Annotated in this window: 14 protein-coding genes; 13 read left to right on the top strand and 1 reads right to left on the bottom strand. The window is 35.2% G+C overall.

Going from position 1 to position 12,220, the window contains the following annotated elements:
* Positions 1-216: 216 nt before the first annotated feature.
* The 9 genes from DN408_RS28920 to rsmI all read left to right on the top strand — a co-directional run bounded on the left by DN408_RS28920 (position 217) and on the right by rsmI (position 6,724).
* The gene (locus DN408_RS28920; protein ID WP_002130199.1) at positions 217-396 is read left to right on the top strand and encodes a sigma factor G inhibitor Gin; all 180 of its coding nucleotides are present in this window, start codon (positions 217-219) and stop codon (positions 394-396) included.
* Positions 397-475: 79 nt separating this feature from the next.
* Complete coding sequence (locus tag DN408_RS28925; RefSeq protein ID WP_002130200.1) at positions 476-1,897, top strand: aminotransferase class I/II-fold pyridoxal phosphate-dependent enzyme; 1,422 nt, start codon at positions 476-478, stop codon at positions 1,895-1,897.
* A gap of 1 nt (position 1,898) precedes the next feature.
* Complete coding sequence (gene tmk / locus DN408_RS28930) at positions 1,899-2,525, top strand: dTMP kinase (RefSeq protein ID WP_002130202.1); 627 nt, start codon at positions 1,899-1,901, stop codon at positions 2,523-2,525.
* 35 nt (positions 2,526-2,560) lie between these two features.
* Positions 2,561-3,544, top strand: a complete 984-nt coding sequence (gene holB / locus DN408_RS28935) for a DNA polymerase III subunit delta' (protein ID WP_002009636.1) — start codon at positions 2,561-2,563, stop codon at positions 3,542-3,544.
* Between the two features lie 5 nt (positions 3,545-3,549).
* Positions 3,550-4,377 carry a PSP1 domain-containing protein gene (locus DN408_RS28940; RefSeq protein ID WP_002009637.1) on the top strand — a complete coding sequence of 276 codons (828 nt, stop codon included), beginning with the start codon at positions 3,550-3,552 and terminating at the stop codon, positions 4,375-4,377.
* A gap of 14 nt (positions 4,378-4,391) precedes the next feature.
* A complete protein-coding gene (gene yabA / locus DN408_RS28945; protein WP_002009639.1) occupies positions 4,392-4,742 on the top strand; it encodes a DNA replication initiation control protein YabA in 351 nt (116 codons plus the stop codon).
* A gap of 120 nt (positions 4,743-4,862) precedes the next feature.
* A complete protein-coding gene (locus tag DN408_RS28950) occupies positions 4,863-5,603 on the top strand; it encodes a tRNA1(Val) (adenine(37)-N6)-methyltransferase (protein WP_002130206.1) in 741 nt (246 codons plus the stop codon).
* Positions 5,590-5,880, top strand: a complete 291-nt coding sequence (locus tag DN408_RS28955) for a GIY-YIG nuclease family protein (RefSeq protein WP_002130207.1) — start codon at positions 5,590-5,592, stop codon at positions 5,878-5,880. Before DN408_RS28950 ends, DN408_RS28955 begins: the two co-directional genes overlap by 14 nt.
* On the top strand, positions 5,849-6,724 hold the full coding sequence (rsmI, locus tag DN408_RS28960; protein WP_002130208.1) for a 16S rRNA (cytidine(1402)-2'-O)-methyltransferase: 876 nt from the start codon (positions 5,849-5,851) through the stop codon (positions 6,722-6,724). Before DN408_RS28955 ends, rsmI begins: the two co-directional genes overlap by 32 nt.
* Before the next feature lie 20 nt (positions 6,725-6,744).
* Here the strand turns inward: rsmI and DN408_RS28965 are convergent, their stop codons facing one another.
* Entirely contained in the window at positions 6,745-7,029 is a 285-nt protein-coding gene (locus DN408_RS28965; RefSeq protein WP_000843037.1) for an AbrB/MazE/SpoVT family DNA-binding domain-containing protein, read from the bottom strand.
* Positions 7,030-7,549: 520 nt separating this feature from the next.
* Between DN408_RS28965 and metG the strand changes: the two genes are divergently transcribed.
* From metG to rsmA, 4 genes are all read left to right on the top strand, one after another.
* The gene (gene metG / locus DN408_RS28970) at positions 7,550-9,532 is read left to right on the top strand and encodes a methionine--tRNA ligase (RefSeq protein WP_033728750.1); all 1,983 of its coding nucleotides are present in this window, start codon (positions 7,550-7,552) and stop codon (positions 9,530-9,532) included.
* A gap of 165 nt (positions 9,533-9,697) precedes the next feature.
* The gene (locus tag DN408_RS28975) at positions 9,698-10,465 is read left to right on the top strand and encodes a TatD family hydrolase (RefSeq protein WP_078178522.1); all 768 of its coding nucleotides are present in this window, start codon (positions 9,698-9,700) and stop codon (positions 10,463-10,465) included.
* 260 nt (positions 10,466-10,725) lie between these two features.
* Entirely contained in the window at positions 10,726-11,283 is a 558-nt protein-coding gene (rnmV, locus tag DN408_RS28980; protein WP_002029323.1) for a ribonuclease M5, read from the top strand.
* Positions 11,280-12,158: a 16S rRNA (adenine(1518)-N(6)/adenine(1519)-N(6))-dimethyltransferase RsmA gene (rsmA, locus tag DN408_RS28985; protein ID WP_002091590.1), complete on the top strand. Its 879-nt coding sequence runs from the start codon at positions 11,280-11,282 to the stop codon at positions 12,156-12,158. The genes rnmV and rsmA overlap by 4 nt, the downstream gene beginning before the upstream one ends.
* The last annotated feature ends 62 nt before the right edge of the window (positions 12,159-12,220 follow it).

Raw genomic sequence — 12,220 nt, forward strand, 5'->3', positions numbered from 1 at the left:
GTAGGACGTCGCCAAGCAAGATAAAAACACAAGTCTTTTGACTTGTGTTTTTTTGTTTTTAAACAGTACATGAAAGAAGTAAAGAGAATACATAAGTAATACAAACACGTTGCCCAAGAATAAATCATATTATATAAAAAATTGATGTATATTTTCCGGAAATTTGTTAAGGAATAGAGGTATATAATATGTTTATTTAAAAAGGGAGGAAAGATTATGAAATTACCAAGTGAAATTTGCATCGTTTGTGAGACAAAAAGAGGGGAAGGAATATATGTATATAATAATTTAATATGTTACGAGTGCGAAAGAAATCTGGTGAATACTGAGACAACTGACCCGAAGTATATACATTATTTAAAACAACTGCGAAAATTAGAAGTATCATATTTTTAAATAGGCATTATGCCTATTATTTTTTTTGCCCTAATATCTGTATAATAGATACAGAATGAATAATAAGGAAGAGATATATATGAATCAAAATCGTATGCCTTTATATGAGGCGCTAATGGAATTTAAAGAAAGGCGACTACTATCTTTTCATGTTCCGGGTCATAAGAATGGTTTAAACTTCCCTCAGAAAGCTTCAGGGGGGTTTAAGGACATATTATCAATTGATGTAACAGAGTTAACAGGATTAGATGATTTACATAGCCCGTTTGAATGTATAGATGAAGCACAGCAATTATTAGCTGAAGTATATGGCGTGCACAAAAGTTATTTTTTAATTAATGGTTCAACAGTTGGAAATTTAGCAATGATTTTGTCTTGCTGCGGCGAACATGATATTGTCCTCGTACAAAGAAATTGTCATAAATCGATCATTAATGGTTTGAAATTAGCAGGGGCTAATCCGGTCTTTTTAAATCCATGGATTGATGAAGTACATAACGTACCAGTAGGTGTTCATGATGAAATTATTAAGGAGGCAATTACAAAGTATCCAAATGCAAAAGCACTTATTTTAACACATCCTAATTACTATGGTATGGGAATTGATTTAGAGGCAAGTATCGCTTACGCACATGCACATAAAATTCCTGTTCTAGTAGATGAAGCCCATGGGGCGCATTTTTGTATAGGGGACCCCTTCCCGAAGTCAGCATTAGTTTATGGTGCGGATATTGTGGTTCATTCCGCACATAAAACATTACCTGCGATGACAATGGGATCTTATTTACATATAAATAGCCGTTTGGTGAGCGAAGAAAAAGTTTCCTCCTATTTAAGTATGCTACAATCTAGTAGCCCATCGTATCCAATTATGGCTTCTCTTGATATAGCACGTTTTGCAATAGCTGTTATAAAGGAAGAAGGTCATGATGAAATCGTTGAGTTTTTACGCCGATTTAAAGAAGGATTGCGATCTATCCCACAAATAGCTATTTTACAATATCCATCGCAAGATGAATTAAAAGTTACGGTGCAAACTCGCTGTCAGTTATCGGGGTATGAATTACAGTCTGTATTTGAAAAAGTCGGTATATATACGGAAATGGCAGATCCATATAACGTCCTATTTATATTACCGTTACAAGTAAATGAGGGGTATATGAAAGCTATAGAGATCATTCGATTAGCTATGCAGCAATATAAGGTAAAAGACAAGACAGCATCAATTCGTTATACTTATAAAGGGGAGATTTCCCCTTTACCGTATACGTATAAACAATTAGAGAGATATGAAACGAAGTTAGTATCTATAGAAGAAGCCGTTGGTATGATAGCTGCAGAAATGGTGATTCCGTATCCACCTGGAATTCCATTGATCATGTATGGAGAGAGAATTACTCAAGAACATACAAAGCAAATTACTCATTTAGAGAAAACAGGGGCTCGTTTTCAAGGTAGTACGAAATATATGAACGTGTATGATATAGAAAGTAGGTTTTAGGATGAAGGGATTATTTGTAACAATTGAAGGGCCAGAAGGTTCGGGTAAAACAACATTAATTAAAAGTTTATTACCATATTTTGAGCAAAAGGAACAAAAGGTAATGGCGACCAGAGAACCAGGTGGTATTGCAATTTCTGAAGATATTAGAACAATTTTACATAAAAAAGAGTATACGATGATGGAAGCACGTACAGAGGCGCTCTTATATGCTGCTGCACGTAGACAACATTTAGTGGAAAAAGTTATGCCAGCACTTGAGGAAAACTATCTTGTACTATGTGATCGTTTTATAGATAGCTCTTTAGCATATCAAGGATATGCAAGAGGCTTAGGTATGGATAAAGTATTTGAAATTAATCGTTTCGCAACGGAAGATTGTATGCCTAGTTTAACAATCTATTTAGATATTGAGCCAGAGGTAGGTTTAGCACGAATTGGAAAAGATGCAGGACGTGAAGTAAATCGACTAGATATGGAAGATATCTCTTTCCATAAACGTGTGCGTGAAGGGTATTTACAAGTTGTAGAGCGTTTCTCTAATCGCATTGTATTAGTAAATGCTGATCAACCAATGAAAAAACTTATAGAAGAAGTTGTTCAGATTATAGAAGATAAATTGTTATAATAGAAGGAAAGAATGAAATAAGTGAGGTATGCAGTATGATAAATACGTGGGAGCAGCTTTCTGCTATACAGCCCATCGGTGTCAAAATGTTGATGAATAGCATTGCAAAAGAGCGTATATCCCACGCTTACTTGTTAGAGGGAGGGAAAGGGACTGGGAAGTTCGCCACAGCAATTCAAATGGCAAAAAGTTTTCTCTGTTCACAAAGAAATGGTGTAGAGCCTTGTCATGTATGTACGAATTGTCGCCGAATTGATTCAGGTAACTACCCAAACTTACATATTGTAAAACCAGATGGATTATCTATTAAAAAACAGCAAATTCATGATTTACAAGAAGAGTTTTCAAAAACAGGATTAGAAGCAAATAAAAAAGTATATATTATTGAGCATGCAGATCGTATGACAGCAAATGCAGCGAATACGCTCTTAAAGTTTTTAGAAGAACCAAGTAGTGATACAACAGCTATTTTACTTACTGAACAAAGTCATCAGATTTTAAATACAATCTTATCTCGTTGTCAAGTTGTTACGTTTAGGCCGTTGCCTACAGAATCTTTAATTAAGAGGTTAGAGGAAGAAGGTATTACAGTTTCTTTATCTACACTTGCTGCGCAGCTTACAAATAGTTTTGAAGAAGCTTTATTAATGTGTAATGATGAATGGTTTGCACAAGCGAGAGCTTTAGTGATAAAATTATGTGAAGCGCTCGAAAAAGATAAGGCCTCTATTTTTTTTGTACAAGAAAAATGGGGGAAGCACTTTGGAGAGAAAGAACAATTACAGCAAGGCTTAGATATGTTACTCCTTATTTATAAGGATTTATTATATGTTCAACTTGGAGAAGAAGATCGTCTTGTTTTTCATGAGCAGAAAGAGATGTTTGAATCCTTTTCTTATGCTCAGAAGCGCATTGTATCAGCTCTCTTTAATATATTAGAGGCAAAAAATAGAATCAACGCTAATGTAAATGCGCAGCTTGTGTTCGAACAGTTAGTGTTGCGGTTGCAGGAGGGATGACCGTTTTGTATGATGTAGTAGGTGTTCGCTTTAAGAAGGCCGGAAAGGTATATTACTTTGATCCAAATCAGTTCGATATCTCAGAAAATGAGTTTGTAATTGTAGAAACGGTAAGAGGTATTGAGTATGGAAAAGTAGTTATTACCAAAAAGCAAGTTGATGAAAATGACGTTGTATTACCGCTAAAAAAAGTTATTCGTATTGCAAATGAAAATGATCGTACCATTGTTGAAGAGAATAGGCATGCTGCGAAAGAAGCATATCAAGTTTGTCAACAAAAGGTAGGAGAACATAATCTTGATATGAAGCTTGTAGATGTAGAGTATACGTTCGATCGTAATAAGATTATTTTTTACTTTACTGCGGATGGTCGGATTGATTTCCGGGAACTAGTGAAAGACTTAGCGGCAATTTTTAGGACAAGAATTGAGCTGAGACAGATCGGCGTTCGTGACGAAGCAAAAATGCTTGGTGGTATTGGTCCATGTGGTCGTATGCTTTGTTGTTCTACTTTTTTAGGAGATTTTGAACCTGTATCCATTAAAATGGCAAAAGATCAAAATTTATCATTAAATCCTGCAAAAATCTCTGGTTTATGTGGTCGCTTAATGTGTTGCTTAAAATATGAGAATGATGAATATGAGGCAGCAAAGGAACAACTTCCTGATTTAGATCAACGTATACAAACACCGCACGGTACTGGCCGTGTTATCGGATTAAATATTTTAGAAAGATTAATTCAAGTGGAACTAGTAGACAAGGAACGGATAGTAGAATATACGTTAGATGAATTAATGAATAAAGGGGTCGTTTCGAGTCAAACCACAGATTAATGAGGTGGGTGCTTGTGGAGAAAAAGGATATTTTTGCATCGGTTTCTAGTATGGAAGAGCAAATTGGACATTTATACAAACAGTTGGGAGAATTAAAACAACATCTTGCAGAATTATTGGAAGAAAACCAACATATAAAAATGGAAAATGAAAATTTGCGACATCGTTTCGAAGAAGTGCAGAACAAGGAAAAACAAAAAACTCAAAAACGCAAAGAAATGAAGGCGAAGACAGATATTGGTGAAGGCTACGATAATCTAGCGAGACTATATCAAGAAGGTTTTCATATTTGCAATCTACATTATGGAAGTGTACGTAAAGAGGGAGATTGTTTATTCTGTCTGTCATTTTTAAATAAAAAGTGAGATTACCTTTCCAATATAATTGGAAAGGTAATTTTTTATACATGAGAGTAGAATGAAATTTATTTTTACATTAATAGAAGATGAAATAGGGTAGGTTAAGTGTAAGAAAGGGAGCAATATATGAATTTATATGAAGATGAGCGTTTAGATTACTTATTAGCGCAAGATATGAAGATTGTACAAAGTCCATCAGTATTTAATTTTTCTTTGGATGCTGTTTTACTTGCAGATTTTGCTTGGGTGCCAATTCAAAAAGGTAATTTACTTGATTTGTGTACAGGTAACGCAGTTATCCCCCTTTTATTAAGTACAAGGACAAAAGGGAAAATTACAGGTGTAGAAATTCAAGAGCGCTTATATGATATGGGAATAAGAAGTGTTCAATACAATAATTTAGTAGAAAGAATTCATTTAATCCATGGAGATTTGAAAGATATGCCGGAGAAACTTGGACGTCATCAATATGATGTTGTAACATGTAATCCTCCTTATTTTCAAACACCACAAACTTCTGAGAAGAATATGAATGAACATTTAGCGATAGCTCGTCATGAAATTATGTGCACACTAGAAGATGTTGTATACGCAAGTAGTCAGCTAGTGAAACAGGGTGGGAAAGTAGCATTTGTACATCGTCCAGGTCGTTTGCTCGACATCGTCACATTAATGCGTAAATACAAAATTGAACCGAAACGTGTGCGATTTGTTTATCCTAAGGCTGGTAAAGAAGCGAATACATTGTTAATTGAAGGAATTAAGGATGGGAATGCAGATTTAAAAATCTTACCACCTCTTTTTGTATATGAAGAAAACAATGAATATACAAAGGAGCTTCGTTCAATTTTATATGGAGAAGAATAAGCATTGTTTTTATGTGGTGGAGTGTTCTGATGGAAGTTATTATGCTGGATACACGAATCATATAGAAAAACGGATTCAGACCCATAATAGTGGGAAAGGTGCTAGATATACACGCGCTAGACTTCCAGTTGTTTTAAAATATGTAGAGGATCACGAGGATAAACGAACGGCTATGCAAGCTGAGTATCACTTTAAGCAGTTAACGAGGAAAAAAAAAGAAGAATATATGCAAAAAGGAGAACGCTATGTGGCAGCAAAAAAGCTTTCAGCAAAATGAAAAGGGAGTTTTATATTTAGTACCGACTCCAATCGGAAATTTAGAGGATATGACATTTCGTGCAATCCGAATTTTAAAAGAGGCAGATATTATTGCAGCGGAAGATACAAGGCAAACGAAGAAACTTTGTAATTACTTTGAAATTGAAACACCAGTTATGAGTTATCATGAGCATAATAAAGGAGTAAGTGGACGGAAAATTTTAGATAAGTTAGAAGAAGGTAAGACTGTAGCCATTGTGAGCGATGCTGGTATGCCATGTATTTCAGATCCTGGTTATGATATCGTTGTAGAGGCTGTAGCAGAACAATATCATGTTATCCCGCTTCCTGGGGCAAATGCAGCCCTTACAGCATTGATTGCATCAGGACTTGAGACAAAACATTTTTATTTCTATGGTTTCCTGCAAAGAAATAAAAAGGGACGTAAGCTTGAATTAGAAAAACTACGCTATATTCCAACTACAATGATGTTTTATGAGGCGCCACATCGTTTAGATGATACTTTAATCTCTATGCAAGAAGTATTAGGAAATAGGGAAATCGTATTATGTCGTGAGCTAACGAAAAAATTTGAAGAGTTTATTCGTGGAACAATTGAAGAAGCGATTGAGTGGACGAAGCAAAATGAAGTTCGTGGTGAGTTTTGTATCTTAGTAGCAGGTTCAACAGAAGAACCTACTCCAGAAGAACAATGGTGGGAAGCTATTTCAGTATATAATCATATTGAACATTATATAAATGAAAAAGGTATGAATTCAAAAGAAGCGATAAAAATAGTCGCTAAAGACCGAGATTTGTCGAAACGCGACGTATATCAAATCTATCATGTGGATAAAAAATAAGCTTCTCATAATTGAGAAGCTTATTTTGCTGTTTCGATATAATCTTGAAGTTCGTTTAAGACTTGTTCAGCGCCTTCTTTACTTAAGATAATTTTACCTTCAGCTAAAGATAGGTTACCATCAGATACTTCACCAGTTACTTGGCAAGTCATGTTTGGTTTATATTTCTTTAAGATGATTTTTTCATCATCAACGTAGATTTCAAGAGCATCCTTTTCTGCAATACCTAAAGTACGGCGTAATTCGATTGGAATTACTACACGACCTAATTCATCAACTTTACGAACGATACCAGTAGATTTCATAATTCTTTTCCTCCTAAATAAATAGTTTATAAGTTTCGAGTCTATTTTTTTGATTCGTCATTTTTCGACAAAATACCCTATGGACATATGATACCAATCATTTACATTTCCGTCAATTATTAAATTCTATATTTTTAAAAAAGATTTATAGATTTTTATACTTCTTATATATGATAGAATGTAAGTCATTTCTACAATTGTTTTGTATTATTTTTTGTAATGTTTATACTTTTCGGGAAATATATTGTATATTTTTTTTGAATATGAGTAATAGATGATAAAGATATCGAGCATTAACTCGTTTTTATCCCGCATTAACGAGCAGTAAGACCCCCACTTCAAAATTTAGCCGGAGCAAAGAAGTTAAGTGGGAGTCGGGCTGCTCGTAAAAGCCCGATTGGTGTGGGCTAATAATCCATGGGGAATGAACCCTCTCCACGGATTAAAGTTTCACTTTATATATGAGTTTTTGATATACTGTTTATAAATACATATGAGGTTATTCGGGAGGTCCAAAACGATGAAAGAGGAAAATAAGTCCTTTTATATTACTACCCCAATTTATTATCCAAGTGGAAAGTTACACATTGGACATGCTTATACGACAGTAGCAGGAGATGCGATGGCACGATATAAGCGTATGCAAGGATACAATGTTCATTATTTAACAGGAACTGATGAGCATGGACAGAAGATCCAAAAGAAAGCAGAAGAACTAAATGTTACACCACAGGCATATGTGGATAACATTGTATCAGGGATTAAAGAACTTTGGGAGAAGATGGATATCTCTTATGATGATTTTATTCGTACAACTGAAGATCGTCATAAAGATGTTGTTGAGAAAATCTTCAAGCAGCTAGTAGATCAAGGTGATATTTATCTTGATGAATATGAAGGTTGGTATTCTGTACAAGATGAAACATTCTATACAGCGCATCAATTAGTAGATCCAATTATGGAAGGTGACAAAGTAGTTGGTGGAAAAAGCCCAGATAGTGGTCACGCTGTAGAACTTGTTCGCGAAGAGTCTTATTTCTTTAGAATGGGTAAATATGTAGACCGACTATTAAAGTTCTATGAAGATAACCCCCATTTCATTCAGCCAGAGTCCCGTAAAAATGAAATGATTAATAACTTCATTAAACCAGGATTAGAAGATTTAGCTGTTTCTCGTACTTCATTTGACTGGGGAGTTCGTGTTCCAGGTAACCCAAAACACGTTATTTACGTATGGGTAGATGCGTTGTCTAATTACATTACTGCATTAGGATATGGAACAGAAAATGAAGAGAAGTATAAAAAATTCTGGCCAGCAGATGTCCATTTAGTTGGGAAAGAAATCGTTCGTTTCCACACAATTTATTGGCCAATTATTTTAATGGCTTTAGATTTACCACTTCCGAAGAAAGTCTTTGCTCATGGCTGGATTTTAATGAAGGATGGAAAAATGAGTAAGTCAAAAGGAAACGTAGTAGATCCAGTTACACTAATTGATCGTTACGGATTAGATGCATTGCGTTACTACTTACTTCGCGAAGTTCCATTTGGATCTGATGGAGTATTCACACCAGAAGGATTTGTTGAACGAATCAACTTTGATTTAGCGAATGATTTAGGTAACTTATTAAATCGTACAGTAGCTATGATTGATAAATACTTTAACGGGGAAATCCCTGCATTTAAAGCAAATGTAACTGAGTTCGATGAAACGTTAGTGGCATTTGCCAAAGATACATTGAAAAAAGTAGAAGAGGCAATGGAGAATATGGAATTCTCTGTAGCGCTAAGTTCCATTTGGCAATTAGTTAGCCGTACGAACAAATATATTGATGAAACGCAGCCGTGGGTATTAGCGAAGGATGAGAATGATCGCGAAAAACTTGCGTCTGTAATGGCCCACTTAGCTGAGGTACTTCGTCAAACAGGTATTATGCTTATGCCATTCCTAACAGTAGCACCAAGTAAGATGTTTGCTCAACTTGGACTTACTGAAGAGGCGCATAAATCTTGGGAAAGCCTATCTACAATTGGATGTATTCCAGCTGGAACAAAAGTAGAAAAAGGAAACCCAATCTTCCCTCGTTTGGAAATGGAAGTAGAAGTGGGGTATATTAAAGAACAAATGCAAGGTTCTGCTCCTAAAGTAGAAGAGAAAAAAGCAGAAGAACCAAAGGCAGAAGAAATTACAATTGATGATTTCTTTAAAGTAGAATTACGAGTAGCTGAAGTAATATCCGCTGAACCTGTGAAAAAAGCAGATAAGTTGTTAAAAATTCAGCTTGATTTAGGTACAGAGAAACGCCAAGTGGTTTCTGGGATTGCTAAATTCTATTCCCCAGAAGAACTAAAAGGTAAAAAGGTTATTTGTGTAACGAATTTAAAACCTGTAAAATTACGTGGTGAATTATCACAAGGTATGATTTTAGCAGGTGAAGAGAATGGCGTATTGTCATTAGCATCAATTGACCAGAATTTACCAAATGGTACAAAAATCAAGTAATTGAGACAAGAAAAGAGATGTTTCACGTGTAACATTGGTGAAGCGTCTTTTTTCTTTTTACATTCCGTTTTTTGCATTAAAATTGAAGTATAGTTATCGTTAAGTTAGAAAGAGTGTAGTTTTTCTATGAGAGAATTGATTTCAATATAAAAGGAGTTATTTATTATGTTGTTTGATACACATTCACATTTAAATGCAGAGCAATTTGAAGAAGATTTACAAGAAGTTATCGCGAGAATGAAAGAAGCGGGAGTTACATATACAGTTGTTGTTGGATTTGATGAAGTAACGATAAAGAAAGCAATTGAATTAGCAGAGGCTTATGATTTTATTTACGCTGCAGTTGGATGGCATCCTGTTGATGCAATCGATATGAAAGAAGAACATTTAGCTTGGTTAGAAGAATTAGCGGCTCATCCTAAAGTAGTTGCAATTGGGGAAATGGGATTGGATTATCACTGGGATAAGTCTCCAAAAGAAATACAGAAGGAAGTATTCCGTAAACAAATTGCATTAGCGAAAAAGGTGAAATTACCGATTATTATACATAACCGCGATGCAACTCAAGATATTGTTGATATCCTAGAGGAAGAGAATGCAGCTGAAGTAGGGGGCATTATGCATTGCTTTAGCGGTAGTGCAGAAGTAGCGCAGCGATGTGTCGATATGAACTTTTTAATTTCATTAGGTGGGCCAGTAACATTTAAAAATGCCAAGAAACCGAAAGAAGTTGCTATGGAGATTCCGTTAGAAAAATTATTGATAGAGACAGATTGCCCGTATTTAACACCACATCCATTTCGAGGGAAACGAAATGAACCTAGTTATGTAAAACTGGTAGCAGAAGAAATTGCGAATTTAAAAGGAATTTCTTATGACGAAGTAGCGCAAGTAACAACAAAGAATGCCAAATCCTTATTTGGTGTTGAATAAAAAAGAATGGGGAGTCCCATTCTTTTTTTGTTTTTTGAGAAGAGAGATAGTAGAAGTGATAAGAACCCACTATTTACTCATAACATAAGTGTAGAAATATTGCGGATAAATTAAGATGGAGATAGAAGTGTTACAATAAGGATAGTGAACAAAGATTTTTCTCTTCTACTTTTTAAAATGTACGATTGGGAAAATAATAATGGAAAAGTCGTCATTTTTTTGTTTTACTAAGTAGAGATGAAAAGAGTGTGGAGGCAAGCATGAAAATTAAAGAGATTATCGTTGTAGAAGGTAAAGATGATACAGTTGCGATTAAACGTGCTGTTGATGCGGATACAATCGAAACGAACGGTTCAGCAATCGGTGATCACGTTATTGAGCAAGTTAAATTAGCGCAGCAAAAACGAGGCGTTATTATTTTCACAGATCCGGATTATCCTGGAGAGCGTATTCGAAAAATTATTTCTGACAAGGTTCCTGGATGTAAGCATGCTTTTTTAACGAAGGAAGAAGCACTTGCTAAAAGGAAAAAAGGTGTTGGAATCGAACATGCTTCTAATGAGTCGATTCGCCGTGCTTTAGAGAATATACATGAAGAAATGGAAGCTTACACAAGTGAAATTAGTTGGAGTGATCTAGTCGATGCGGGCTTAGTGGGCGGAGAAATGGCAAAGAGTCGCAGAGAAAGAGTGGGTAAGCTATTAAAGATTGGTTATACAAACGCAAAACAGTTACATAAACGTTTACAAATGTTTCAGGTTTCAAAGGAATCATTTGCAGAAGCTTATAAGCAAGTAATACAGGAGGAAAAAAAATGAAAGATATCGCAACACCAAATCGTACGAAAGACATTGTTGAAAAGTATGGATTTTCATTCAAAAAAAGTTTAGGACAAAATTTTTTAATTGATACGAATGTATTAAATCGTATCGTTGATCACGCAGAAATCGGTTCAGAAAGTGGCGCAATTGAAATTGGACCAGGTATCGGTGCGTTAACAGAGCAATTGGCGAAGCGTGCTAAAAAAGTAGTGGCTTTTGAAATTGATCAGAGATTATTACCAATTTTAGACGAGACGTTAGCTCCATATAGCAACGTTACAGTTATAAATAAAGATGTACTAAAAGCAGATGTACATGAAGTGTTTAGTGAGCAATTTGAAGAAGGACAAGATGTAATGGTAGTAGCTAACTTACCATACTATATTACAACGCCAATTTTATTTAAATTGCTCGAAGAAAAATTACCGGTTCGTGGATTTGTTGTTATGATGCAAAAAGAAGTTGGGGATCGTTTAGCTGCTAAACCAGGAACGAAAGAGTATGGTTCTTTATCAATTGCCATTCAGTATTATACAGAGGTAGAAACAGTTATGACTGTACCGCGTACAGTGTTTGTGCCACAACCAAATGTTGATTCTGCGATTATCCGTCTTCTAAAGCGTCCTAAACCAGTTGTAGAAGTGACAGATGAAACTTTCTTCTTTGAAGTAGTACGAGCAAGTTTCGCACAGCGTCGTAAAACTTTAATGAATAATTTATCAAATAATTTAAATGGTTTCCCGAAAGATAAAGAGCTGTTGGATCGAATTTTGACAGAAGTAGGAATTGATCCGAAGCGAAGAGGCGAAACGCTATCTATCGAAGAGTTTGCAACATTAAGTAATGCATTAATTCTTCATAAATTGTCATAAGAATATGAAAGGGACAGTTCAACTTGAGCTGTCCCTTTTGTCACCTTTCCTTTCCTAAATTC

This window comes from Bacillus sp. AR13-1 (assembly GCF_008042285.1).
Classification (GTDB): Bacteria; Bacillota; Bacilli; order Bacillales; family Bacillaceae_G; genus Bacillus_A; species Bacillus_A mycoides.